Here is a 24,882-nt window from a genome sequence, read left to right on the forward strand (position 1 = left end):
GTTTCTCCGGCCCACCGGACCGGTCTCAGTTCAAAGCTTGTTCAGGTCATCCTCAGCAGCGAGCCGCCATCGATGACGATCAGCGAGCCCGTCACGTAGGACGCGGCCGGCGACGCCAGATAGAGCGCCAGGCCCTTGATCTCTTCAGGGTCACCGATCCGGCCGATGAGCGACTGGGCCTCGAAGGCCTTGCGGTCCGCCGGATTGCGCAGCCGGCCGCCGGCGATGTTGGTGATGAACGGCCCGGGCAGGATTGCGTTGATGCGGATGTTGTAGGCGCCGAGCTCCATCGCCATGTGGCGAACGAGATGGTTCACCGCGGCCTTGGCGGGCATGTAGGGTGTACCCACGATGCTCTCGTTGATCAGCGAGGCGATGGACGACGTGACGATGATCTGGCCGCCGCCATTCGGCTTCATGTGCCGCACGGCATGTTTGATCGTGGTGTAGACCGAGGTCAGGTTTATCTCGATCACCTTGTCCCAGTGCTCGTCGGGCAGGTTCTCGATGGCGCCGTCGGGGTTCCTTTCGCCCGTCGGGGTGTTGAAGCCCGGCCCGGCGTCGATCCCGGCATTGGCGAACACGACGTCGATCGAGCCGGCCTTCTCGGCCACCTTGTCGAAGGCGGCCGCCATGGCCGCACGGTCGCCGACATCGACGACCTGGCCCCAGACATCGCCACCCGCCGCCCTGATCGCCGCCACGGTCTTCTCTAGCCCGGCAGGGTTCAGGTCGAAGATGCAGACCTTCGCCCCGTGCTCGGCCATGATCTCGGAATAGGCCTGCCCGATGCCGCTGGCGCCGCCGGTGACGATCACCGACTTGCCTCTGACATCGAACATCTTCTCAAGTGCGGCCATCAGTTTCCTCCCTTGCGCGACAGCACGAAATCGAACTCTACGTCGTAGAACGGCGCCGCGACCTCGACCCTGGCCGCGGCTTCGGCGTCCTCGACCTTGCGGAATTCGGCGAGCAGGCTTTTCTTCACGCCGAAGACGGCATCTGAATCGATGTACGGATCGTCCGGATCGAAGATGTGCGTGGTCAGCGCGTCGAAGCCCTCGGCCTCGACAATGTAGTGGAGATGCGCCGGACGATTGGGGTGGCGGCCTAGCGCGCCCAGCAGCTTGCCGACCGGACCGTCATCCGGGATCGGGTAGTATTTGGGCTTCACGCCGCGGAACCAGTAACGTCCGTCCGCACCGGTGCGGAACACCCCGCGCAGATTGAAGTCGGGCTGGATGCCCTTCTGCTGCACGTCGTAGAAACCCTCGTCATTGGCCTGCCAGACATCGATCTTGGCGCCTGCGATCGGGTTACCCTCGGTGTTGAGGATGCGGCCATGCACGAACATCGGCTCGCCCTTCTGGTCGAGGCAGATGTTCGATCCCATTGGCAATTCGGGCGCGTCGGCGACGTGGAAAGGCCCCAGCACCGTGGATTCCGAGGCACCCGACGGCTTGCGGTTGTTGATCGCATCGACCAGCATCGAGACGCCGAGAACATCCGACAGCAGGATGTACTCCTGCCGCCATTCGTTGCAGATCTGGCCCGTCTGCGTCAGGAACATGATCGCGCCGAACCATTCCTCCTGCGTCGGCTCGATCTCCTTCACCGCCTCGTGCAGCTTTCGGGTGATGACCTCCATCACCTCTTTGAGCCGCTCGTCTTTGGCGTTCCTGTTGCGCGCCACGACGACCTCGGCCGAGTTCGCCTCGGTGAAATAGCCGGATTCGTGTTCGTCGATCATGCGATACTCCTCAGCGCGCCAGAACGGATTTGAAGACCCGGCGCAGTTCGGCCGCCGGATCGGCCGCGAGCGTTTCGGAACGCCAGGCGACGTGGTGGTCGGGACGGACGACCAGGCAGCCGGTGTCGCGGATCTCCCGCGCGCCGGCCCAGTCGCCGGTATGATCCTCGATCGTGCGGCGCGGGCCGATCACATGGCTGCGGATCGGCAGACCGAGCTCCGCGCCCACCGTCTCCGCCGCGGCGACCCACGCCTCGCCGCCAATACCGGTCAAAAGCGTGAACTCGCCATGCCCGCAAAGATCGAGCGTCGAGACCTTCCTGCCCGAGCGCTCGAACACCCAGACATGCGGCAAGCGCGCGCCCGGCCACGTCGTTGGCGCATAGTGCAGCTCGCGATCCTTCTCGAATGCCGGCTCGCGCTGGCCGTCGGTCACCACCGCGCCGGACGCATAGCGCTGGTTCATCTCGACGCCATGGGCGTCGAACTCGTACTTCTTGAAGGCGATAGCCTTGCGGAGCGCCTCGCGCTGCGCTTCGGCCGCGGGCGTCGCGTCGGCGCGGGCCTCCATGTTCCTCTGGATCTTGTCGTGATCGACGCCGCCATCCATGCCGAGCGCCTCGAAGATCGGTCCGAATTCGGCAATGGACTGGTTCGCCCGCGTCACGATCTGGCGCGCGATCGGTGCGCGCTCGGCAGAGTAGCTATCCAGAAGCCCGATGCCCGCCTGCCCCTTGACGACCTTGGCAAGCTTCCAGGCGAGATTGAACCCATCCTGGATCGATGTGTTCGAGCCGAGCCCGTTCGAGGGCGGATGCCGGTGCGCGGCGTCGCCCATGATGAACACCCGCCCCTTCTGCATGTGCGTGGCGAAGCAGTTGTTCACCGTCCAGGTGTTGGCGCCCAGGAGCTCGATCTCGAGCGCGGAATCTCCGACCAATTGACGCGCGACCTCGGTGGCCAGTTCCGGCGTTACCTCCGGCGGCGGCTGGTTGATGTCGTAGCCCCAGACGATCAGCCACTCATCCCACGGCCGCACCATGCGAACCAGACCCATGCCGATGCCGCCGACGTCGGCGCCGGGCTGCATGACCCAGTAGAGGACGCTCGGCCGGTGCGCGACGTATTTCGACAGATCGGCCCTGAACAAGATGTTCATCGAGCCGCCGACGCCCATCTTACCGTCGAGCGGCAGGCCCAGATGCTCGGCCACCAGCGAGTTGCCGCCGTCGGCGCCGACGAGGAACTTCGACCGCACGGTGAAATCCTTACCCGACAGCCGATCGCGGCAGGTCGTGATCACGCCGTCCGCATCCTGGACATGACCGACATATTCCGTGCTCATGCGTGCCTGCGTCCCGCGGGCGCAGGCCGACTTGAACAGGATCGGCTCCATGAAGGTCTGGGGCAGATCGTTCATGAAACAGGGAGACGACAGCAGATGTTCGGCCTTGGAGAGCGGCGCTGTACCCCAGCTCTTCATGCGGCCGATCTCCTCGCCGGCCAGGCTTTCGCAGAACACGTTCTCGCCCATCAGTTCCTGCGGCGAGGCGTGCATCATGGCCTCTGCCTCGACATCCGGACCGAGGTCCCGCAGCACTTCCATGGTGCGCTGGTTGGTGATGTGGGCACGCGGCGTGTTCGACAACCAGCGATAGCGATTGACGATCATGTTGGCCACGCCGTAGCTCGACAGCAGCGCGGCGGTGGCCGAGCCGGCCGGGCCAGTGCCGACGATCAGCGCGTCGGTTTCGATATCCGCCATCAAATTCCTCCCTCGATCTTCGGACCGGTCAGCCTGCGGCGGACCGGAAACAGGTGCAGGCCCTTGCGGGACGCGATCAGGCCCCACAGCCCCTTTGGCGCAAAAAGCATCACGACAACGGCGATGAGGCCGAGCGTCATCAAGTACCAACTGCCGTAGTCGGCCAGCGCCGAACGCAGCGCAAAGAAGACCAGCACACCGAGGATCGGCCCCTCGATGGTGCCGATGCCGCCGATGACGACAATGAAGATGACGTTGGCGGTCCAGTCGGTGACGGCAAAGGCCGCGCTCGGCGAGATGCGGGCCGTCTGCAGGAAAATCAGCGCGCCGGTCAGCCCGGTGGCAGCCGCGGCGATCAGAAAGACCGCCCATCTGAGCCGGGCGGTATCGACGCCCACCGATTGCGCCGCGTCGACATTGTCGCGCACTGCCGCCAGCGCCAGCCCGAGGCGGCTGCGCAGCAGCCAATAGATGCCGCCCGTCACGGCCACGACCAGCGCCAAAGCCAGCCAGTAGGCCATGACATCGCGTGCCGCGGCCTCGCGGACGCCCAACAGCGCCCGGACCGCATCGGTGCCCAGGATGCTGCTCGTCGCCTCGCGCGGCAGCGACGTGCCGGTGCCGCCGCCGAGTGCCTTCCACTGCGCAACCAGCAGGCGCGTCACTTCGGCGATCACCCAGGTGCCGATGGCGAAATACGCGCCCTGCAAGCGGAACGCGAAAAAGGCCGTCGGAACTGCCAGCACCAGCGCCGCAAGGGCGCCCAGCGGGATCGCCAGGACCGGATTCCAGCCGAGCAGGATCACGCCGGCGAACATCGCGTAGGCGCCGATGCCGACGAAAGCCTGCTGGCCCACCGAGACCAGGCCGCCATAGCCCGCCAGCAGGTTCCAGATCTGCGCCAGCGTCAGCATGGTGAGGATGAAGAACAGATCCTGTATGACACCACGCGAGGCCACGGCAGGCAGCGCGAGCGCGGCGACGAGGAAGAGCGGCACAATGATCGCGGTCACGGTTCCGGCGCGGGTGCGGGTTGTCAGTCGATACATGCCGCCCCCCTCAATCCACTGCGCGCGGAAAAAGTCCGCGCGGCCTGAGCAGCATCACGGCCAGGAAGGCGATGTGGCCGGCCAGTATCTGCCATTCCGGATTGAGCGCGGCGCCGAACGTTTGCGCCACGCCGATGATGATCCCGCCGGCAAGCGTTCCCCACAGGCTGCCGAGGCCGCCGATGATCACCGCCTCGAAGGCATAGATCAGCCGCGCCGGTCCGATCGAAGGATCGAAGTTCGCGCGCATGCCGAGATAGAGCGCCGCCAGCGTCACCACGACCATGGCGATCCCGGTGGCGATCGCGAAAATCCGTTTCGGCTCTATTCCCATCAGCCCCGCCGTCACGGCGTCGTCCGAGGTGGCGCGGAAGGCACGGCCGAGGGCGGTGTGGTAAAAGAGCGCGTTGAGCGCAATGATCGTCAGGATCGCCGAGGCAAAGGTCATCAACGGCATGATTCCAACCGTGACCAGCCCTAGATCGAGCGATGCCCCTTCCAACGCGCCCACCGGAATGCGGCGGCTGTCGGCGGAGAAGACCTCGAGCAGGCCGTTCTGCAAGGCGACCGACAGGCCGAACGTGACCAGAAGCGGCGGCAGGATGTCCTTGCCCAGCACGCGGTTCAGGACGGCGGCCTGCAGCAGCCAGCCGAGCCCGAACATCACGGGCATGGCAATCAGGGCAGCGATCCAGGGCGACAAGCCGAGCAGCGTGACGCCCATCAAAACCAGATAGGCGGCAAGAATGATGAGGTCGCCATGGGCTAGGTTCACCAGCCGCATGATGCCGAAGACGAGGCTCAACCCTGCTGCAAACAGGGCATAGAGCCCGCCCAGCAGAATCCCTTGCACGAGGGTGTCCAGCCAGATCATCGCCGCGCCACCTCGATCAGGCCACAAGGGTGCTGCGCGAGCAGACGACCGAGCCTTGGTTCCCGCGTCATGCCGCCACTCCGAAATAGGCAGAGTGGATATCTTCGCGCGTGACCTCGGCCGCCCTGGCGGCCAGCGTGACGCGACCCTCCATCATGCAGTAGACGCGGTCGGCCACTGCCAGCGCCTTGCCGATATCCTGCTCCACCAGCACGATCGCGGCGCCGCCTTGGCGGATCCTGGGAAGTGCTGCGTAGATATCGCGGATCACGACGGGCGCGAGGCCGAGGCTGATCTCGTCGCAAAGCAGCAATTCGGGGTTCGACATCAGCGCCCGGCCGATCGCCACCATCTGCTGCTGGCCACCCGAGAGCGCGGTACCGGGGCTCTTGCGCCGCTCGCCCAGGATCGGGAAAAGGTCATAGACCGCGTCGAGGCTCCACGGCCCCTGCACCTTACGCGCCTGCCCGCCGACCAGCAGATTTTCCTCGACGGTCAGCGAAGGGAACAGCCGGCGCCCCTCCGGCACCATGGCGATGCCGCGCTTCATGATCTCGGCCGAAGACAGCGCGCCGATCGGCTCGCCCCTGTGCAGCACCATGCCGGGCGCGTTGCCGATCACGCCGGTGATCGAGCGCATCAGCGTGGATTTGCCGGCGCCGTTGGCGCCGATGATCGCCACGCATTCGCCCGCGGCCACGGTGACATCCACACCGAACAGTGCCCGGAACTGGCCGTAATCCGCGGTGAGGCCGCGCGTTTCCAGCATCAGACCTCGAGCCCCAGATAGATTTCGCGAACCGCCTTCGAGGCCATGATATCATCAGTCGCGCCGATCCCGATCACGCGCCCGAAATCCAGCACGAGGAGCCGCTCGACCACCGAATTCAGGGCATGCAGCACATGCTCGATCCAGATGATGGTGGTCCCCCTCGCGTGGATGGCTCTGATCGTCGCGACCAGGGCCTTGCATTCGCCCTCCGTCAGACCGCCCGCGATCTCGTCCAGAAGCAGAAGTTCGGGGCCTGTCGCCAAGGCGCGGGCGAGTTCCAGGCGCTTGCGGTCGAGAAGGCTCAACGAGCCGGCCACGAAATTGGCTTTCCTGAGGAGCTCCGTCGCCTCGAGGATACCAGCGCAATCCTCGACCATCTCGGCCTCGCGTCCGCCGCGGCCGAAGGCGGCGGCGGTCAAGAGATTCTCGAACACGGTCAGCCCCTCGAAAGGCTGCGGAATCTGGAAGCTGCGGCCGACGCCCATGCGCACCCGCTCCATGGCCGGAGCGCGGGTCACGTCGCGGCCGAGGAATTCGATGCGGCCCTCATTTGCAAACAAGTTTCCGGTGATCAGGTTGAAGAGCGTCGATTTTCCCGCGCCGTTCGGGCCTATAATGCCCAGCGCTTCGCCGCGCGGCACGCTGACGGTCACGGAATCCGCAACCTTCAGGGCGCCGAAGGACTTCGAAACGTTTTCCAGCCTGAGTATCATCACAGTCATCCTTGGGTCGCGCCGAACGAGGGCGGCGGTATCAGCCGCCCCCGGCAGCGTCAGGCCAGGGCTTCCATCTTGCCAGCGGTGGGAATCTCGGTAGCGCCGGCGTTCTCGACGATCACCAGATCGAAGCCGCCACCGGCCTTCTTCCGCCACTGGCCGCCAACGAGCGGCGTCTTGCAGACGTTCTTCGCGGCGAAAGGCGGCAGTCCCGCACCGCTCCATGCCACTTTCCCCACCACCGTCGTCATGTCGGTGGCGGCTATGGCCGCCGCGATCGCCTCGGCATTGGTCGGATCCGAAACGCGCCCCATGACATTGGCCGCCACCTCGAACAGCGAATGGACAAAACCGATTGGCTGCGTCCAGGGGCGCCCGGTCTTGGCGGTGAAATCCGCCGCGATTTCCGCCGAGCTCTCGCCCGTCACGGACGATTTGAACGGATGCGAGGCCGACCACCAGACCTCGGATGAGAGGTTGTGGCCAGCATCGCCCAGCGTCTCGACCGATTGCGGAAAGAGGATCGCTTTGGCCACCGTTATCGCCTTGGGCTTGAAGCCCTGCTGGCGGGCCTGGTTCCAGAAGGTGGTGAAGTCCGGCGGAATGACCACACCGGTGACGATCTCGGCATTGGCTGCCTTGAAGGCGTTGACCTGCGCAGTGAAATCGTCCGACAGGTTCTGATAGCGGCCGGGATCGGCAAGGCTGAAACCGGCGGCATCGAGGCCCGGCTTCAAGCCGTTCTTCGGATCACCCCAGGCATTGCCGTCGGCATCGTTGGGGAACAGCCCTCCCACCTTGCCGTTGGTGGAAAGCTGCTTCCACATGCCGGTGTAGACGGCGATGATGTCCTCGAGACCCCAGAAATAGTGATAGGCGAAGTTGAAAGGCTTCCACGAGGACGGATCGGCCGGATTGCCCTGCTGGCCAATGAACCAGGGCTGCCACGGAGCCATCGTCGAGATCACCGGCACGCCCTCCGCCTCGCAGGTGGTGGCCACCGGGTTGGTGTTCTCGGGCGTCGAGCCGACGAGCATCAGGTTGATCTCGTCACCGACGATCAGGCTCTTGGCTACCTCGGCCGCGCGGTTGGGGTTCGACTGGCTGTCCTTGACGATGACCTCGAAGTTCTTGCCCGCCTCGGAAGCGAGGAAGGCCTTGATGTTGTAGTCATCGCTTTCCGCGAAGCCGGCGAGCGGCCCCGTCTGCGGCGAAACATAGCCCAGGCGGATCTTGGCGCCTTGCGCGATGGCCGGCGTCGCCAGGCGCGAACCGGCGAGCGCCAGGCCTGTCGCCGCCGAGGCTTTCAGTAGGCTGCGTCTTGTGATCATGTTTGGTTCCTCCCTCTTGTTTTGTTCTCAGTCCCCCGGACGGCGTCCCTCCCACGCCGCCTGAAGGAGTTCCCTTATCGATCCCGGATCGATCGGCCTTGGATTCACATAGGCATTCTTCACCGCGATTGCCGCCGCGCGGTCGAGATCGGCCTCCTTGATGCCGATCGCCTTCAGGCTCAGCGGAGAGCCGACCGACTGTGCGAAATCCCAGAGCCCGCCGCCCGCCGAACCACCACCGAATGCCTCGGTGATCGGGCGCAGCAGATCGGACACCGCCGCTTCGTTGAAGGCGGTCGTGTAGGGCAGCAGGATGGCGTGGGTTTCGGCGTGCGGCGTGTCGAACGAGCCGCCGAAGACATGCGCCAGCTTGTGATGCAGCGCCATCGAGACATAGCCTAACGCGGTCGAGCAGCACCACGCCGCATAGAGCGCCTGAGTCCGCGCCGCGCGATCCTGCGGATTGCCGATCAATCTTGGAATGCCTTCCCGGAAGGCAACCATGGCATCCCTGCACATCAGCACGATGACCGGATTGCGATCGGGGGCATACAAGGCTTCCATCGCATGAGCGATCGCGTTCATCGCCGAGGTTACGGTGAGGTTTACCGGCAGGCTCAGTGTCAGATCGACGTCGTAGATCACCGTCTCTGGGCGAATGTCCGGCGAGCGGCGGGTGGTCTTCTCGCCGGCTGCCGTCTCGCCGAGTATGTCGGTCATTTCCGAGCCGGCATATGTGGTGGGAACGACCACCTGGTCGGCGCCCGTGCGCACGGCAATGGCCTTGCCGAGCCCGGTGGTCGAGCCGCCGCCGAGGCTTACGACCACCGAAGCGCCGCTGCGGCGGAAGGTATCGATGGCCTTTTCCGTGACCTCGACAGGGGTATGCATGACCGCGCCGGCAAAGATCCCAGCGGCGAGGCCACCAAGGCTTGCGGCCAGCCTTTCCGCATCGCCCTTCTGATGCGGCGTCGAAAGCACCATCACCTTTTCATGGCCGAGCCGCCGGACTTCCTCCTCGACGCGAGCCATGGTGCCGGCACCGAAGACCACCCGTGTCGTCAGGCCCGGAAAGGTGAAGCTGTCCATCATCGCGCCGCCTCCATGCGCGGGCCACGCCCGGCCGCGAGGTCGTCGAGGATAGTGCCCAGCATGGCAATCTCGGCGTCCGAGACCTCATGGCCGCGGCCCGGGAACAGATCGGCCCGCAGGCTCGCGCCAATCCGGCCCAGCGATTGCGCGGCATCGGCAAACGCCGAGACCGGTATCCAGGGATCGGCATCACCACCGGAAAGATAGATCGGCATTCCGGCCGGCGCCGCCTCGGATCTTTCGTCCGCCGGAACGCCGACACGGCAGCCCGTGAAGGCCGCCAAAGCGTCCGGCGGCGGCAGCCCCGCACAGAGATATTCGATCGAGAGACACGCCCCTTGCGAGAAGCCCGCGAGAAGCAGCGGCAGTCCGGGCAGTTCGGCACGCGCCGCAACCATTGCGGCCGCAAGGTGGTCGAGCGCGTCAGAGAGCTGCGCGCGGGCGACCGGCGTCAACGGGTCGACGGCACGCGCCTCCCACCACATGCCGTGCGGCGCGCGCGGCAGGATGAAGGCCACGGCCGACGCGGAAAGCCGCGACAGCACATGGGACTGCATCTCTTCGGGCGATTGGCCGCGGCCGTGGACGAAGACGCAAATCGCCTTAGCCTCGGGGCCTCTTGGCCCAAGCCGGAGCGGACCGCTGCCTGAACTCACGCGAAATCCGCCTGTTCCAGGCCGGCCTGCAATTCGCTCTCGCGGTCCTCGAACCAAGGCGGGAAGACCAGCGTCTTGCCGATCTGGCCCGGAGGCTCGTCCTTGGCCCAGCCTTCCGGCGTGGTCCAGGCAATTTCGAACAGCGCGCCGCCGGGCGAGCGGACATAACAGGACTTGAAGTAGTTGCGGTCCTTCTGCTCCGATATGTCCGTGAAGCCGAGGCCCTCGATATGAGCGCGCAGCTTCAACTGGTTCTCTTCGTCGCCGGTGTTGAGGGCGAGGTGGTGGATCGTGCCTCCCGCCAGAGTCCAGGTGCCCTGCGGGCTGTCGCGGTCGACAATGACCTCCACGCGCTGTGCGACGCCGGCCGCATCCGGCACGCGGAACACGAGCCCCTCGTGGTCGTCGGCCTCTTTCTCCATCGGCAATGCGATGGTCAGGAAGTCGTCCATGGCGGTGCGGTCCATCACCGCCACCACGGCGCCGTAGATTCCCTTGATGCCGTGGGCCTTGCCGATGCCCTGCGCCTCGTTGGTGATGGGCGCGCGGGGATCCCTGTCGCTTTCCACCAGCTCATGCGGGATGCCGCAGGGATGTGCGAAAGCCGCACGGTCGGCGCCAAAACGGGTGATCTTGATGGCCTCGATGCCGCGCGCATTCAACCGGTCGACCCAGAAATCCGCGGCGCCCTTGGGGATCGACTGCATGATGGTGCGCGATTGGTTGGACCCGCGGCGGCCATAGACGCCCGGCTTGCGGAACGGGAAGGTGGTGATGATCGTCGACGCATCGCCATTGGGCGAGCCGTAATAGAGGTGGTAGACCGGGATGACGCCGTCGAACAAGACGGTGCGCTTCACCGAATGCAGGCCGAGCGCCTTGGTATAGAAATCAAAATCTTCCTGAGCGCTGTCGGTCGAGAGCGTCAAATGGTGGTAGCCGCTGATACGTGCCATCGGTCATCTCCTCCCAGAGGTTTCGGTATCGCTCCGCCGCTGCGGGCAGAGCACGAGGTTGAGGTCGAGCGCGTGCTTGCGTTTTCCTCCATTGGGCGGCAGCGCGCGGAACTCGGCCATGAGTTCGGGTTTGACCCCGAAGATGGCATCCCGGCCGATCGCAGGGTCCGACCGGTCGAAGATGTGGGTCGTCAGCGTCTCGAAGCCCTCCGCCGAGACGCGAAAATGGATATGGGCCGGCCGCTCGAGGCCAAGGCCCAGCGCTGACATCAATTGACCGACCGGTCCGTCCGACGGCAGCGTGTAGCCCTTCGGCTTCACCGTCGTGAAGCGGAACCGTCCCTGCGGATCGGTACGGAAGCGTCCGCGCAGATTGAATTCCGGCTGGCGGTCGGGTTCCTGGTTCTCGTAGAGACCCTCGGCATTGGCCTGCCAGATCTCGACCGTCGCATCGCCGACCCCCGCGCCGTCGAGCGCGACGATGCGGCCCGCGACCTCCAGCGGCTCGCCCTTGTGATCGCGCGAGATGTTCGCGCCGGGTGGCATCTCCGGCACGTCGGCCCGGTAGAAGGGCCCGGCCAGGGTGTTTGGTGTCGCTCCGGCGGGGCGCGGGCTGTTCTGATCCTCGATCAGCGAAGACACGCCCAGGACGTCGGCGAACAGCACCCATTCCTGGCGCCGCGCATCGGCGTAGTGGCCAACCTCGGTCAGAAAATCGATCGCCTGGCGGAATTCCTCGCCGGAGGGCCGCAACTCCACGATCAGCGCGTGCAAACCATCCACGGCTGCCTGCGCCGCCGCCGCCAAGCGGGACTGGCCCATTGCCGTCAGGCGCCGCGAGAATTCCTCGGCCTGCGTCGATATCGCCTTGGGGGACTCATGCCGCTTCGGGTCGTGCTGGCCGTGCATTCCGCCGGGGCCTCCCTTCCCCTTGCCAAGCGGGATAGCACGGCCCGACGCGATGCTTGATGAGATGTGACGTCCCTTGTATAGCGTTTTGCTATGAAGCTGAACGAGCGCCACCTCATGCAGCTCGCCGCGGTGCTGGATGCCGGCGGCGTGTCGGAAGGAGCCGCCATGCTGGGCTTGACCCAGCCGGCGGTCAGCCGATCACTGGCCATGCTGGAGGCGCGGGTGGGTGAGCCGCTGTTCCTCAAGGGCCGCCGGCCGCTGCAGGCGACGCCGCTCGGCTTCCAGCTGGCGGCGCAGGGCCGCACGATCATCACCGCGTCGCGCAAGGCGTCGGATGCGGTGCAGGGCTTCATGAAAGGCACCAAAGGTGTCGTCCGTGTCGGCGGCGTGCCGTTCTTCATGGACGCGATGATCAGCCGGATGATCGGAGAATTCCAGAAGCTCGAACCCGAGGTCACCGTTCAGCAGAGCTATATGAACCTGCCCGAGATGGTCGCGGCGCTGGACAGCAACCAGATCGACCTCGGCATCGTGCCGATCGGCGTGCTCGACCTTGGTCCCGGCTTCGAATTCACCGAAATCCTGCCCGGACGCAATGTCGTGGCTTGCCGGCCCGATCATCCCCTGCTGCGAAATCGCCGCCTCAGGGCGCATGACCTGACCAGCTTTCCCTGGGTGGCTCCCCTGCCCGGCTCTCCGCTGATGTCGGACCTGCAGATGATCCTGATGAGCATCGGCATGTCGGACCTGAACATCCGCTATTCGGGAGGCTCGCTGATGAGCGTGATCAACTTCCTTGCCGAAACCGATGCGTTGGCCGTGCTGCCATTCTCCGTAGTCTTCGCGCAGCGCAAGGAGAGCCGGGTTACGGTGCTGCCCTATGAAATCCCGCAGCCCAGCCGCTCACTCGGTATCCTTCGCCGGGTCAGCGGACCACGCTCACCGGCGGCAGAGCGCTTCGCCGGCCACGTCACGACCGCCTTCGAAAACCTGAAGCACATCATCAAACGGCATGAAAATGCCGTTGTCTGGGGACGGTAAACCAGCCTCGCTATTCGAATGATGCGGTAGCGTCACACAACGCGCATGTTTCCTCCAGCCGGAGGCGCTTCATCCCCGCGTCGCCGGTTAGGCTCGACGGCCGCCCGCCCCCAAAAGCCGTCGGGCCGCCAGAAATCCCGATATCCTATTGGTCACGCCCTCCTCCACCTCGCCATCACTGCGTAAACGCTTTGGACATCTGATCCGCAAAGGGTTTCAACAGATAAGACCAGACATTGCGTTCGTCGGTGCGGATATGAACCTCGGCGGGCATACCTGGCCTCAGCACCTTCGCTTCGGTCAGGCAGCTTGATTTGCTTTCAACCTTGATACGCGCCGAAAAATAGGAAAGCTGACGTTGCGGGTCTTTAATCAGATCTGCCGAGATGTGTTTCACTGACCCTTGGCAGACCGGAGTGGTTCCCACGTCGAACGCCGGAAAACGGATCGATACCGGCTGCCCAGGCCGGACATCGTCGACCCGCGACGGAGGGATCAGCGCGTCCACCACAAGATCGTCGGTATCAGGTACGATGGTCATAAGCATCTCGCCAGGCGCGATAACGCCGCCGACGGTATGGATAGCCGATTCCTGTATCGTTCCGGACTGTGGCGCGCGGATCGTTGTCTTGGTCAGTTCATCCTGCGCCACAATCCTCCGTTCGTTGAGTTCGGTCTGCTTGGCTTCCGTCTCGCGGAGTTCGGTCGTCACGTCGGTGCGCCTTTGGTCATCCAGCTGCAGCATCTGCAACCCCGTTTCGCTGATGCGCGCCTGGGCTTCAGCTACTGCTGCAGCGAGGCGCCCCGATTCTCCCCTGGCCCGGGTGGCATCCAACTTGATGTTGCTTACCCTCTCCTTGGAGACGAGTTTTTTGGCGTAGAGGGAATCAACGTCGGCGAAATCCTTGCTCAGCAGAGCAACCGATTCATCCACCGCGCTCTGTTGCGCTTTAAGACCGTCGATCTGACGTTCAAGTTGCTGGGATTGGCTTCTCAGCTGCGCCTTCTGTCCAGCCAAAGCCGAAGCGCGCGTTTCAAAGAGAGCGCGTTCGCCGTTGACGAGCGCCGCCAGCTCCGGTTGGTTCATTCGCGCCTTCAGGTCGACCGGCAGCTGCATTTCCGCCAAGCCCGTGCGCTCGGCCTCCAGCCGGGCGAGGCGAACGGTCGCGCGATCGAGATCCTCGCTGATGATTTGCAGGTTCGCGCGTGTCAGCGTGTCATCCAGCCTGACCAGCACGTCGCCGGCTCGTACATGATCTCCGTCCTGCGCGAAGATTCCGCCCACTGTGCCTCCGGTTTGATGCTGGACCTTCTTGACGTTGCTTTCTACCACCACGGTGGCCGGTGCAACCACGGCGCCGGCGATCTTGGTCAATCCCAGCCACAGGCCGCCGCCAAGGACCAGCAGACCTGTAATCACCAAGCCGAATATCAGGTTGGCCCGAATACCGTCCGGCAGATCTGGCGAGCTCACGGCAGGCCCTTTGCTGCCACGAAGGGTCCGGGCATAGGACGAGAAGGTGACGAATGTTTCGAGCAGAGCCTCATGCATGCCCGGCAACCCCCGGTATCGGCGCCAAAGAAGATGGCCGAGGTGAAACAGGCGGTGAAGGTCGGAGCACGTTCGCCAAGACCTCCTCGCGCGAGCCAAAGGCATGAACCGTCCCGTTCGACATAACCAGCACCTGATCGATGTTGGCGAGTGCCGAGGGACGATGCGCAACGACAATGACGATGCCCCCGCGCTGACGCACTGCCCGTATGGCGCCGGCCAGGGCAGCGTCCCCATCCACGTCGAGGTTCGAGTTCGGTTCGTCGAGCACGACAAGGAACGGCTCGCCATAAAGTGCTCGGGCGAGACCCACGAGTTGCCTCTGCCCTGCCGACAGGGCTGCTCCCCCCTCCCCGATGCGGGTCTGAAATCCCTGAGGGAGTTGCATGATCATTTTCTCGACGCCGGCGGCTCTTGCCGCCGCAAGGACGCCTTTTGGATCCGTCTTGCCTCGGAACCTCGAAATGTTGTCTGCTACCGTGCCGTCAAACAACTCCACATCCTGCGGCATGTAGCCGATATGGGCGCCGAGATGTTCCGAGTTCCATTGATCGAGAGAGGCGCCGTCCAATCTCACCGAGCCATGGAGCGGCTTCCACACCCCGACCAACGAACGGGCCAGCGTCGTCTTGCCGGAGCCGCTCGGGCCGACGACGGCCATTCCAGCCCCCCTCGACAGGTGGAAACTTACATTTACAACGGTCGGTCTTGTCAGGCCGGGCGGCGCGACTGTCAGTTGCTCGACGGCAAATCGTGCCTGTGGACGAGGCAATTCCATCGGATCGTCCTGACTGCCAAATGCAGCCATGACAGCTGCCAGCTCGCTATAGCTGCGCCGGGTCGATAGAAAACCTCTCCAGTTTGCAATCGCCGCGTCAACTGGGGCCAAGGCCCGGCCGAGCAATATGGAAGATGCGATAATCACCCCAGGAGAAGCTTCACCGCCGATGACCAGGTAAGCACCGAGCCCCAGAACGCCGGATTGCAGACCCATGCGAAGCGCCTTCGAGAAGGAACTGGCGCCACCGACGACATCCGAGAGGCGCTCCTGCTGACCAAGATATGCGCGGCTGACGTCGCTCCAGCGTCGAGCCAGTCGACCAGAAAGCCCCATTGCATGAACAACCTCGGCGTTGCGCCGGGCGGAGTCGGCAAGCGCCCGTTGCGACGACAAGTCTTCGGAGGCGCGCGCGGCCGGACCACGGCTAAAGACTTCCGCAACCGCCGTCAGGAGGACCACGGCGATCGCGCCGACGGTTGCCAACAAGCCGAGCAAAGGATGGAGCAAATAAATGATCACCAGATAAAAAGGGATCCACGGAGCGTCGAAGATGACCGTCGGTCCCGTTCCGGAAAGAAAGCCGCGCAGTCGGTCAAGATCGTGCAAAGGCTGCAGACGGCCCGCATCACGTCCTGCCTTGAGCGGCAAGGACAGGGAGATGGAGAACACCTTTTGCTGCAAATTTCTATAGAGAAGACTGCCGATGCGGACCAGCACGCGAAGCCGCACGAAATCCAGGAGCCCGTAGACCGCATACAAGCCCAGCATGCCGATCGTGAACCCCACCAGGGTGGGAACGCTCTGCGACGGCAGAACGCGATCGTAGATCTGCAACATATAAACCGAACCGGTCAGGGCGAGAATGTTTATCACTGCCGAAAACAGCGCCACGCCAAGCAGCCCAGGCATGCAGGCGAGAATGGCGGAACGCAGCTCGGGAGAACCGGCCCCCGATGTTTTCATGACCAGCGGTCGTTCGCGCGACACTGCCGCGCCGTTACTTCCGTAAATTGTGATGGCTCAAACCTTTCTTGGTGCGCATAGCAGCCGCTATCCGTCGCCCCCCTTATTGCGCTCTGCTTACATACGTCGACTTTGAGGAAAATGCAGCGGATTCGTGGCGCAGGACCAACGAAACGCGACCCGCAGCGTGCACAGGCTGGGGATAACTCCCCCAAAAAACGGCAATTCACGCTAGTAACGCAATCCAGAATGGAACACGCAAAAGGGGCTTATGTCCTTGCTTCCACACACTTTCAAAGACGCCACGGTCGTTGACACAAAATACCTGATGCGGAGCAACAACTTAGATCAATCAAACCTTTTGTCGTTCTGTATTCTGTATTTGATCTCGCCCCGATACACCAATCACCCGAGCAGACCATCAGTCTCCCAGACTTCCAGAGGCGGCAAATTGACGACCGTCAGGCCGGCACGCCGGATCGTCATTCAAACGGAGGAGGACGGTGATCGAGCCTGACGTATTGTGGTTTAACGCATGCGCAGGGATGGCGACTGGAGGGCTCGTTCACCTCGGGGCGCTGGCCGACGGGTTCGACCGGCCCATCTGTGACGGCTGCCAACCTGCCCAAGGAGGCGGATCGCGCCTTCGCCATCGTCGTTATCAGAGCGGACGCCGCGTTAGCCGGTGCGTTATCCGCGTAGTGGGGTGTTGCGTGGAAAAGAAGTATCGGAAATTAAGAAGAGCTGTCTGGGAAACGATATATAGGGTCAGCTTGATAACCCCGAATTTCTACGTTCTGAACTACCCCATAGCAGCAGCGGGATTCTTTAACGGGAACAATAGGTTCCCAAGACGGGTTTCCAGTCAATCGGCTACGATAAATGATTTTATATTTGACAGAATGATACGAAATAGATGGGGATACCTGGAGAAGATTTGCGTTGATAAGCATTATGCTAAATACATAGCTAGTGGAATCTCAGGCCTTAAAATCCCAAAGACGATCTCTGTATTCAAGATAGATAGAAATACGACGGCAGATGACATTTTACTTTGGATCCAGCCTTTCCTCGGACGTCATTTCGTGATGAAGCCGACCCATTCCTCTGGAAAAATTATATTCCTCGACAAACCGCTCAATAGGAAAACCATAGAGGAATTCTTAAATTTCTCTAAGAGGTCGTACTTCAATATTGGGCGAGAGACACAATATTATAAAATGGAAAAGAAATTAATTGTCGAAGACAACATTTCTACTGGTGGTGAATTAAGTGACTACAAATTCTTTTGCGTTCGCGGCAAGGCAATTTATCTTCAGATCGACGTCGGTAGATTTGTTGATCATAAAAGGGCTGTCTTTTCTCTTCCGGACTTTAAGCAGATTGATGTCATGTATGGTTATGACCTGCCAGAAAACGTAGAAAGGCCGGAAAATCTCGAAAAAATGATCGAGATCGCGGAAACGATATCTAGGGATGTTGAGTTTGTCAGGGTTGATTTGTACAGCATTAACGGTGACATATATTTTGGAGAGATGACTTTTTCTCCATGCGCTGGGTCGGATCATATTTCAAACGAGAGTTGGGCCATCGATTTTTTAAATAGGATCAAAGCAGAAAGTGCTCCTAAAGCAGCGATAGGTGGCCGCTTCACGCCGCAAGCGGCACGATCTTTCGACCGTCAAGTTGGCGGGTGAGCCGCAAGGGCGTCAGCGCAAGCCTCGGTTCATGTGCCGAAGCACCCCAATTGGCTTTCCCCTAGTTGGGGATAACCCGGTCGGGAAAGGCGGATATTTCCCAATCACGCGGCTCAACAATGAGCCGGATGAGAGGGGCTTATGTTGTTGTTGCGGCACTGTTTTAAAAGACTTCGGTTGACCGAAGCGGAGCATCTGCTGCTGTGCAGCAATCCTGTCGGCGATCAAAGATTCTATCCAGCGGGTGTCGTATTTGATTTGGGCCTAATATGCGCCGTCAACTAAGCAGACGTGGGGCATAACCGAATCAACCAAAGGATTTTTGGATGACACTCCACTACGCGTCCGGTGGATCAGCCGCCGAGATCGCAACCGCCGGATTCAATCTGGCTGATGTTCAGTACGTTTCGCAAGTCAATGCCTTGCCGGATGGCATGAAAGGCTTGGTTTATCTCGGTGAGCACGACGGAGTAACTTCGTCTTTCATTGATAAAGTCACTCCCTTCATAGGTAATCCAAATGTGTTCGGGTTTTACCTTAGCGACGAGCCTGATCCGACAGGCAAGTGGGGCAGCTACGCAACCGCTGCAAACCTAAAGGCGGAATCCGACTGGATTCATTCTCATGTTCCCGGCGCCAAGACCTTCATCACGATGATGAACTTGGGCACGGATGGCTCGCCGAGCTACATGAACCCGAACGACCCGGCCCACGCCGCTTACAATCCGGCGAATACGGGCATCGATTTCTACGGTATCGGCTATTACCCCATCAACAACACTTCGGCTCCCGACTACACCCATATCGACAAGATGGTTGCGGCTGCCGGTGAAGCAGGCATCCCGATTGACAAGATTGTCCCGCTTTACCAAGCGTTCGGTGGTGGCAACTGGGAAACCAGCGCTGGCGGCAAGTTTGTCATGCCCACCGCTGCCCAGGAGCAGGCCATGATTGATCGTTGGGCCGCACTGGTTCCGTCGCCCGCCTTTGACTATACCTATAAATGGGGAACGCAGAATGGCGACACCGCGCTTGAAAGCGCCTCGGACCTGAAAGCCTTTTTCCTCCAGCACAATCTCGAGGGCACCCATGCCCCGGTCTCGCCCCCGGTTAGTGATCCTGTCACGCCCCCGGTCAGTGATCCGGTCGGCACACCGACCACGCCTCCTACTCACGTCGGCACGCCTGCTCCCACCGCGCCGGCCCCGTCGGGCAGCGATCATGTCTTCCATGGCACGCGCGGCGCAGACGTTTTCCACGCAACCAGGGGCAATGACAAATATCTCGTCAACAATGCTCATGACAGGGTTATGGAAGCGCCAAACGGGGGCTTCGACAAGGTCGCGGCCTCGGTGAGTTACGCTCTTACGGCGGGATCACATGTCGAGCAGCTCTCCACCGCCAATTCCGGTGGCAGGGCGTCCATCAACCTGACCGGCAACGAATTCGGTCAAGCCATCTATGGAAATGGCGGTGCCAACAAGATCAATGGCGGCGGTGGCGCCGACAAGATGACCGGCTATGGCGGCAATGACACCTATTACGTCGACAATGCCCACGACAAGGTGGTGGAGCAGAGAGGAAGCGGCCTCGACAAGGTTCTTGCCTCGGTGAGCTTCGCTCTTTCGGCTGGCTCGCACATCGAGCAACTCGCAACAACCAAGGCGTCCGGCAAGGCCGCCATCAATCTGACCGGCAACGAATTCGGACAGACCATTCACGGCAATGCCGGTAACAACAAGATCGACGGTGGCGGCGGGGCCGATACGTTGACCGGGCACGGGGGCAGAGATGCCTTCGTGTTCAGTACCGCCCTTGGTTCTGGAAACGTCGACAGGATCACTGATTTCAACAAAGCCCAGGACAAGATCCACCTCGACCATTCCATCTTTGCCGGTCTCGACCAGGGGGGCCTCTCGTCGGACGCTTTCTTTGCCGGCAAAGCGGCGCATGACAGTTCCGATCACATTATCTACAACAGTTCGACCGGAGCTCTTTCTTTCGACAGCGACGGCGTCGGAGGCGCAAACCAGATCCATTTCGCGAGCCTCTCTCCGCATCTGTCGATTACCGCATCGTCTTTCCTGGTCACCTGACGCTCCAGCGACGAATGCCTTAAAGGTCGGCGAGGTCTTGGGGCCTCGCCGACAGTCGTTTGGGCCGAGCGTCCGAACTTCGCGCCCGTCAGCGAGCCGCGGAGTTCAGGTCCGCCACGCCTTACTCCAGCCACTCATCGTGCCCACTTCAGGCAATGCCGTGGGGGCGTCCCGGTGAGACTGCGTCGGCAAGACAGGAGGGACATTAGCGCTCCCCACTGCGAGGGAATCTCGCCTCACTGGTCCTACCCCTTTCCAAACATCATGGTGTCATTCAAACGGACGAGGACAGGAACCCGGCCTCCCCATAGCGTGCACTCGGGCGGGATGCGCTCATAGGTGATGAAACCGGGCCGTGGCAGCATCGAGAGCGTCAGTTACTCGATTGCCCGCCGTGTGCGCTGGGGAGAGGCAGATGAACCCACATCTGGTCTGCGTGGGAGGCGAGGATCACGCCTTGAGAGTTCCCTTCCTCATCGCGCTGCGAGAGAAAGGCTTTCGCGTTACGGCGGTCTCGAGCGGTTCTCCCGTACCGTTTTTAAGGCATGACATTTCGCATCACAGGTTCTCCTTCGACCGGTTTGCATCTGGCGGCGGGGAATGGCGTGCTCTCGGAACGATGCGCCGATTGATGCGGGAGCTTCGGCCCGACATCATCCAGAGTTTCGACACCAAGCCAAATCTGTTGACGCCCCTTTCCATGCGGGGAACAGTTCCGGTTATTCGCACCATCAACGGGCTGGGCTGGACGTTCTCATCTCTGGCGCCTCGCGCTTTGGCCCTGCGTCCGGTCTATTGCGCGCTGCAATGGCTCGCGTCTTCGTGGACGGCGGCGACCGTTTTCCAAAATCGTGATGACCAACTGTTCTTCGAGCGCTTTCGGCTGACCGGTCGCGGAAGCTCGCGACTGATACGCAGTTCCGGAATCGATGTCGATGCGTTCGCAACGGTGCGCCATCTCGGGTCCTCGGCAACGAAGATGCGTAGGGAACTCGGCCTCCAGTCCGCCGAAGTGGTGATCTTTGTCGGCCGCTTGACCCGTCAGAAGGGTGTGGGAACCCTCCTCGAGGCGGTTCCTCGCGTCGTGGCCGAAAGACCAGCAGCACGATTTGTGCTTGTCGGCCCGCGAGAATCCGAAGGCTCATTCGCAATCGACAAGTCCGAGATCGACCGGCACGCATCTCATGTGCTGGCCTTGGGTCCACGACGCGATGTCGCTGATCTCCTCGGCATGGCCGATGTATTCGCCTTTCCCACCCAGTATCGCGAAGGAGTACCGCGTGTGTTGCTGGAAGCGGGGCTTTCGGGACTGCCAATCGTGGCTTCCAGGATGCCAGGCTGCAGAGACGTCGTCGAAGACGGGTGGAATGGCTACCTGGTTGCACCGCATGACGCCGATGCCCTTGCCTCGCGAACAATAGACTTGCTGTCCGACCGCGCTGGGGCAAAGGCAATGGGCGTCCGTTCCGCTGAACTTGTGCGGGAGCGATTTGCCCTGCCGTTGGTGGTCGATCAGTACTGCGACCTGTACGAAAACACACTCCGCGCGGGGCTTCCGCGACCGCTCCCTGCTGTCGCACTTGAGGGCAGCCTCGCAGATCACCGGGGCGGAGCACGTCAATGATCCGGGACGCCTTGCTCGCCCTGGGAGTTGCGATGTCCTACGCGACGCAACTGGCCGTTCCGGGATTGCCGCTCGGCTATGGCGAATTGTTCATCGCGATCTGGATCGTTCTGGCGATTGGACGAATATTCGCCGGGGGTCGTCTCCAGGTCACACCCGCTTTTGTCCAACTGGCGAGCTTCTGGCTGATCTTGTCGCTGGCTTTGGGAATCGGCACGATCGTCGGCTACCTGACCACCGTCCTTTACTTGACCGGGCTGGTACATGACCTGATGGCCTACATGCTGCTGGCCGGCTTCACATGCCTGGCGGCCGCGGAGCCCGACGCCGATCGTCACCTTCGCCGCAGTGCCTGGTGGGTGATCGCCATCGCCAATGGAAGCTTCGTAATTCAGCTGGGATTGGCATTTGGGGTAGCCCACCAGCCCGGCGTCGACCCCTGGTTCTGGGACAGATTCCGTGGCTGGTCCGAGAACCCGAACCAACTTGCGCTCTATTGCGCGCTTTTTGGCCCCCTGGCTTTGCACCTTGCCACGACCACCCGCAACCCATGGCGCCGTTTGCTCGCATTCTCCAGCCTGATCCTGACCTTTTATGTCGGCCGGCTGACGAAGAGCGACACCTATCTCTACACCAGTATCCTGAGCTGCCTCGTCTTTCTCGGATTGCGGCTTCGTGCATGGATCGCAACAAGCGGTCGCGCCAGCCTGCCCCGCTTGGCAGCAATTGTGCTGTTGGCGGGTTCCTTGCCTTTAGCGCTGGCGATGACGCCCTACGCGCTCACCGAAGAGGCCAGCGTCGCCCATTTTGCCAAGAGCCTTACCAAGGACCAGGGTGGGGAAGCGACACTCGAAACGTTCGAACTCCGGCTCTATCTGTGGCAGGACGCGGTGGAAACGGGGTTGAAATCCGGGTCGCTGGGATTGGGCCCTGGGCCTCACCTCGAGCGCCCGCCCGTCGCCGACCGTCAATTTCTGCAGCGACCTTTCGAGGCCCATAATACCGTTCTTGATCTTTACCTGCAGGGCGGATTGCTTGCGGTGATGGCATTGGTCTGGATCGTGGGAGCCGCAATGTCGCTTGCCTGGCGAGCGGGATTCGACGCGCTGCTGGTGCTCGGTGCGTCGACGATAATCTTCAGCATGCCTCACCTGATCATCCGCCATCCGATCGTGTGGTTTTCGCTGGCTTTCTGCCTCGTTGCCGGAAATCCGACCGCACTTCGGCGGCAACTTGCCGAGCCCAGGGTGCCCTAAATGTGTGGGATCGCCGGAATTCTATTGGCTTCCGATGCCACAGACATAAAGCCGCTCCAAGCGATCGGGCGGATGACCGCATCGCTTCGTCACCGGGGCCCGGATGGCGAAGGGCTCTGGGCCGATCGCGAGGCTGGAATCGCATTGGGCCACAGGCGATTGGCAATTGTCGACCTGTCAGCCGCCGGGCACCAGCCGATGCATTCTGCCAGCGGCCGGTACGTGATCACCTTCAACGGTGAGATACACAATTTTCGCGATTTGCGTCGCGAACTCGAGGGTGCGGGCCAAACCTTTCAAGGCGCCAGCGACACCGAAGTGATGCTCAGCGCAATCGAGCATTGGGGGCTTGAAACCGCCCTCAAACGCTTTGCCGGAATGTTCGTGTTCGCATTGTGGGATCTGAAGACAAGAAGCCTTTATCTGGCCCGTGACAGGATGGGCAAAAAGCCCCTCTATGTTGCTTCGACCCGAGACGCATTGGTCTTCGCCTCTGAGCTGAAGGCGATCAACACCTTTCCGGGCTTCTCTCCCGACCTTGATCTTGATGCCGCGGCGGCAATGCTTTCAACGGGATGGGTGCCGGACCATCTCTGTATCTGGCGAAGCGTGTTCAAACTGCCGCCTGGTTCCGTCCTTTCCGTCACCGCGGCGAATTTTGCCGAAGACCGCAGCGCGGACCGTCTTTCCCAACGCATTCACCGCTGGTGGTCACTGGCTGACGTTGCAGCCGATGGGCGACGGAACCCCGCTAACGGCACCGACGAAGATCTGGTTGACGAACTGGACAACCGGCTTCGGCTGGCCGTGCGGGAACGCATGATCGCCGACGTCCCTCTGGGCGGCTTCCTGTCGGGCGGGATCGACAGCTCAGCCGTGATCGCCCTGATGCAGGCTCAATCCTGCAAGCCGGTTCGCAGTTTCACGATCTCGTTCGCAGAGGGCGGCTTTGATGAAGCTCCATACGCAGCGGCCGTTGCCCGTCATCTGGGCACCGACCACTCCGAACTTCACCTCTCGCCCAGCGCCGCACGTGACGTCATTCCCGAGTTGCCGCAGGTCTGGGATGAACCCTTCGCCGATGAATCGCAGATACCGACCTTGCTCGTTGCCAGGCTCGCCCGTCAGCACGTCACCGTAGCGCTGTCGGGCGACGGCGGTGACGAATGCTTCGCAGGATACGGCCGCCACTTCATGGCGGAGCGGTTGAAACGACACCTGCGCCTGCCCCGACAACTGCGCCGAACCTTGGCGGCAGGGGCAGGTTTTTTCGCACGCGCCGGACGCGACGATGTCATCGGCAAACTGCCACTCTCTGCGAGCGCGAGGCATTTTATCCGGAGCGACCGGATGGAACGTCTCGCCCGGCTGCTCGCGGCATCGAATGAAGACGAATTGTTTCAGCGGCTGGCGCGGCCACAGGCTGAAAACCTGGGACGTCAGCGGCCCACCGAACCAATCTACTGCCACGGCGGTCCGCCGCTTGACGACCTGCTCTCCCGTCTTTTGTGCGATGACATGGCGGGATACTTGCCTGGCGATATCTTGGTGAAGCTGGACCGTGCCACTATGGCCAACAGCCTTGAGGGCCGGTGTCCTCTGCTTGACCACCGCGTTGTCGAATTCTCCTGGCGGCTGCCATCCAACATGAAAGTTCGTGATGGCGCCGGCAAATGGATCCTTCGTCAATTGCTACGCCGCTATCTCCCGCAGCACCTGATCGAGCGTCCGAAACAGGGCTTCGATGTCCCTATCGCAGCATGGCTGCGGGGTCCGCTGCGCAACTGGGCCAGCGATCTTCTCGCCGACATGCGAGCAGAAAGCAGTGACGTATTGGACGCTGCGAAGATCGACGCCTGCTGGCGCGATCACATTGATGGCCAGAACCGCTCGCGCGAATTGTGGTCCGCATTGATGTTCCAGGCCTGGCGGAGCCGAGCCAACCGGCAAGCACAGCAAACCGGCCCAATTCATGAACCCGATCTGGCAGGAGTATAAA

At 62.1% G+C, this 24,882-nt stretch carries 20 protein-coding genes; 6 read left to right on the forward strand and 14 right to left on the reverse strand.

Annotated features, from left to right (window positions below):
• Nucleotides 1-41: 41 nt before the first annotated feature.
• From AC0L2D_RS16175 to AC0L2D_RS16230, 12 genes are all read right to left on the reverse strand, one after another.
• The gene (locus AC0L2D_RS16175) at nt 42-860 is read right to left on the reverse strand and encodes an SDR family NAD(P)-dependent oxidoreductase (protein ID WP_473541526.1); all 819 of its coding nucleotides are present in this window, start codon (nt 858-860) and stop codon (nt 42-44) included.
• The gene (locus AC0L2D_RS16180; RefSeq protein ID WP_013533090.1) at nt 860-1,750 is read right to left on the reverse strand and encodes an intradiol ring-cleavage dioxygenase; all 891 of its coding nucleotides are present in this window, start codon (nt 1,748-1,750) and stop codon (nt 860-862) included. The genes AC0L2D_RS16175 and AC0L2D_RS16180 overlap by 1 nt, the downstream gene beginning before the upstream one ends.
• A gap of 10 nt (nt 1,751-1,760) precedes the next feature.
• The gene (locus AC0L2D_RS16185) at nt 1,761-3,515 is read right to left on the reverse strand and encodes an FAD-dependent oxidoreductase (RefSeq protein WP_473541527.1); all 1,755 of its coding nucleotides are present in this window, start codon (nt 3,513-3,515) and stop codon (nt 1,761-1,763) included.
• A complete protein-coding gene (locus tag AC0L2D_RS16190) occupies nt 3,515-4,564 on the reverse strand; it encodes a branched-chain amino acid ABC transporter permease (protein ID WP_473541528.1) in 1,050 nt (349 codons plus the stop codon). Before AC0L2D_RS16190 ends, AC0L2D_RS16185 begins: the two co-directional genes overlap by 1 nt.
• A gap of 10 nt (nt 4,565-4,574) precedes the next feature.
• Nucleotides 4,575-5,438 carry a branched-chain amino acid ABC transporter permease gene (locus AC0L2D_RS16195; RefSeq protein WP_473541529.1) on the reverse strand — a complete coding sequence of 288 codons (864 nt, stop codon included), beginning with the start codon at nt 5,436-5,438 and terminating at the stop codon, nt 4,575-4,577.
• Nucleotides 5,439-5,505: 67 nt separating this feature from the next.
• Nucleotides 5,506-6,207, reverse strand: a complete 702-nt coding sequence (locus AC0L2D_RS16200; RefSeq protein WP_473541530.1) for an ABC transporter ATP-binding protein — start codon at nt 6,205-6,207, stop codon at nt 5,506-5,508.
• Nucleotides 6,207-6,923: an ABC transporter ATP-binding protein gene (locus AC0L2D_RS16205; RefSeq protein WP_473541531.1), complete on the reverse strand. Its 717-nt coding sequence runs from the start codon at nt 6,921-6,923 to the stop codon at nt 6,207-6,209. Before AC0L2D_RS16205 ends, AC0L2D_RS16200 begins: the two co-directional genes overlap by 1 nt.
• 59 nt (nt 6,924-6,982) lie before the next feature.
• Nucleotides 6,983-8,257, reverse strand: coding sequence for an ABC transporter substrate-binding protein (locus AC0L2D_RS16210; RefSeq protein ID WP_473541532.1), 1,275 nt, complete (start codon nt 8,255-8,257; stop codon nt 6,983-6,985).
• A gap of 27 nt (nt 8,258-8,284) precedes the next feature.
• The gene (locus AC0L2D_RS16215; RefSeq protein ID WP_473541533.1) at nt 8,285-9,349 is read right to left on the reverse strand and encodes a maleylacetate reductase; all 1,065 of its coding nucleotides are present in this window, start codon (nt 9,347-9,349) and stop codon (nt 8,285-8,287) included.
• Nucleotides 9,346-10,005 carry an alpha/beta hydrolase gene (locus AC0L2D_RS16220; protein WP_064995005.1) on the reverse strand — a complete coding sequence of 220 codons (660 nt, stop codon included), beginning with the start codon at nt 10,003-10,005 and terminating at the stop codon, nt 9,346-9,348. Before AC0L2D_RS16220 ends, AC0L2D_RS16215 begins: the two co-directional genes overlap by 4 nt.
• On the reverse strand, nt 10,002-10,961 hold the full coding sequence (locus AC0L2D_RS16225) for a VOC family protein (RefSeq protein WP_473541534.1): 960 nt from the start codon (nt 10,959-10,961) through the stop codon (nt 10,002-10,004). The genes AC0L2D_RS16220 and AC0L2D_RS16225 overlap by 4 nt, the downstream gene beginning before the upstream one ends.
• A gap of 3 nt (nt 10,962-10,964) precedes the next feature.
• Entirely contained in the window at nt 10,965-11,870 is a 906-nt protein-coding gene (locus AC0L2D_RS16230) for a dioxygenase family protein (protein WP_473541535.1), read from the reverse strand.
• Nucleotides 11,871-11,963: 93 nt separating this feature from the next.
• On the opposite strand from AC0L2D_RS16230, the gene AC0L2D_RS16235 reads away from it, so the two are divergent.
• Nucleotides 11,964-12,914 (forward strand): LysR family transcriptional regulator, encoded by a 951-nt coding sequence (locus AC0L2D_RS16235; RefSeq protein ID WP_013533101.1) that lies wholly within the window; start codon nt 11,964-11,966, stop codon nt 12,912-12,914.
• Nucleotides 12,915-13,089: 175 nt separating this feature from the next.
• Here AC0L2D_RS16235 and AC0L2D_RS16240 read toward each other — a convergent pair whose 3' ends face one another.
• Nucleotides 13,090-14,466: an HlyD family type I secretion periplasmic adaptor subunit gene (locus AC0L2D_RS16240; protein WP_473541536.1), complete on the reverse strand. Its 1,377-nt coding sequence runs from the start codon at nt 14,464-14,466 to the stop codon at nt 13,090-13,092.
• The gene (locus AC0L2D_RS16245) at nt 14,459-16,210 is read right to left on the reverse strand and encodes a type I secretion system permease/ATPase (protein ID WP_063167497.1); all 1,752 of its coding nucleotides are present in this window, start codon (nt 16,208-16,210) and stop codon (nt 14,459-14,461) included. Before AC0L2D_RS16245 ends, AC0L2D_RS16240 begins: the two co-directional genes overlap by 8 nt.
• A gap of 713 nt (nt 16,211-16,923) precedes the next feature.
• On the opposite strand from AC0L2D_RS16245, the gene AC0L2D_RS16250 reads away from it, so the two are divergent.
• The 5 genes from AC0L2D_RS16250 (at nt 16,924) to asnB (ending at nt 24,881) form a co-directional block, all read left to right on the forward strand.
• Complete coding sequence (locus AC0L2D_RS16250) at nt 16,924-17,907, forward strand: ATP-grasp fold amidoligase family protein (protein ID WP_473541537.1); 984 nt, start codon at nt 16,924-16,926, stop codon at nt 17,905-17,907.
• Between the two features lie 326 nt (nt 17,908-18,233).
• Entirely contained in the window at nt 18,234-20,003 is a 1,770-nt protein-coding gene (locus AC0L2D_RS16255) for a calcium-binding protein (RefSeq protein ID WP_473541538.1), read from the forward strand.
• A gap of 415 nt (nt 20,004-20,418) precedes the next feature.
• Nucleotides 20,419-21,627, forward strand: coding sequence for a glycosyltransferase family 4 protein (locus AC0L2D_RS16260; RefSeq protein WP_063167495.1), 1,209 nt, complete (start codon nt 20,419-20,421; stop codon nt 21,625-21,627).
• Nucleotides 21,624-22,883, forward strand: a complete 1,260-nt coding sequence (locus AC0L2D_RS16265; RefSeq protein ID WP_063167494.1) for an O-antigen ligase family protein — start codon at nt 21,624-21,626, stop codon at nt 22,881-22,883. The genes AC0L2D_RS16260 and AC0L2D_RS16265 overlap by 4 nt, the downstream gene beginning before the upstream one ends.
• The gene (gene asnB / locus AC0L2D_RS16270) at nt 22,884-24,881 is read left to right on the forward strand and encodes an asparagine synthase (glutamine-hydrolyzing) (RefSeq protein ID WP_473541539.1); all 1,998 of its coding nucleotides are present in this window, start codon (nt 22,884-22,886) and stop codon (nt 24,879-24,881) included.
• Nucleotide 24,882: the final 1 nt, after the last annotated feature.

It is taken from the genome of Mesorhizobium sp. WSM4833 (assembly GCF_055811095.1).

Bases quoted from the DNA above. Each gene is read 5' to 3' on its own strand.
- AC0L2D_RS16185 (WP_473541527.1), bottom strand. From the start codon at position 3,515: ATGGCGGATATCGAAACCGACGCGCTGATCGTCGGCACTGGCCCGGCC.
- AC0L2D_RS16240 (WP_473541536.1), bottom strand. From the start codon at position 14,466: ATGCATGAGGCTCTGCTCGAAACATTCGTCACCTTCTCGTCCTATGCC.
- AC0L2D_RS16190 (WP_473541528.1), bottom strand. From the start codon at position 4,564: ATGTATCGACTGACAACCCGCACCCGCGCCGGAACCGTGACCGCGATC.
- AC0L2D_RS16180 (WP_013533090.1), bottom strand. From the start codon at position 1,750: ATGATCGACGAACACGAATCCGGCTATTTCACCGAGGCGAACTCGGCC.
- AC0L2D_RS16200 (WP_473541530.1), bottom strand. From the start codon at position 6,207: ATGCTGGAAACGCGCGGCCTCACCGCGGATTACGGCCAGTTCCGGGCA.
- AC0L2D_RS16215 (WP_473541533.1), bottom strand. From the start codon at position 9,349: ATGATGGACAGCTTCACCTTTCCGGGCCTGACGACACGGGTGGTCTTC.
- AC0L2D_RS16225 (WP_473541534.1), bottom strand. From the start codon at position 10,961: ATGGCACGTATCAGCGGCTACCACCATTTGACGCTCTCGACCGACAGC.
- AC0L2D_RS16265 (WP_063167494.1), top strand. From the start codon at position 21,624: ATGATCCGGGACGCCTTGCTCGCCCTGGGAGTTGCGATGTCCTACGCG.
- AC0L2D_RS16230 (WP_473541535.1), bottom strand. From the start codon at position 11,870: ATGCACGGCCAGCACGACCCGAAGCGGCATGAGTCCCCCAAGGCGATA.
- AC0L2D_RS16205 (WP_473541531.1), bottom strand. From the start codon at position 6,923: ATGATACTCAGGCTGGAAAACGTTTCGAAGTCCTTCGGCGCCCTGAAG.
- AC0L2D_RS16245 (WP_063167497.1), bottom strand. From the start codon at position 16,210: ATGAAAACATCGGGGGCCGGTTCTCCCGAGCTGCGTTCCGCCATTCTC.
- AC0L2D_RS16195 (WP_473541529.1), bottom strand. From the start codon at position 5,438: ATGATCTGGCTGGACACCCTCGTGCAAGGGATTCTGCTGGGCGGGCTC.
- AC0L2D_RS16255 (WP_473541538.1), top strand. From the start codon at position 18,234: ATGACACTCCACTACGCGTCCGGTGGATCAGCCGCCGAGATCGCAACC.
- AC0L2D_RS16235 (WP_013533101.1), top strand. From the start codon at position 11,964: ATGAAGCTGAACGAGCGCCACCTCATGCAGCTCGCCGCGGTGCTGGAT.
- AC0L2D_RS16260 (WP_063167495.1), top strand. From the start codon at position 20,419: ATGAACCCACATCTGGTCTGCGTGGGAGGCGAGGATCACGCCTTGAGA.
- asnB (WP_473541539.1), top strand. From the start codon at position 22,884: ATGTGTGGGATCGCCGGAATTCTATTGGCTTCCGATGCCACAGACATA.
- AC0L2D_RS16175 (WP_473541526.1), bottom strand. From the start codon at position 860: ATGGCCGCACTTGAGAAGATGTTCGATGTCAGAGGCAAGTCGGTGATC.
- AC0L2D_RS16210 (WP_473541532.1), bottom strand. From the start codon at position 8,257: ATGATCACAAGACGCAGCCTACTGAAAGCCTCGGCGGCGACAGGCCTG.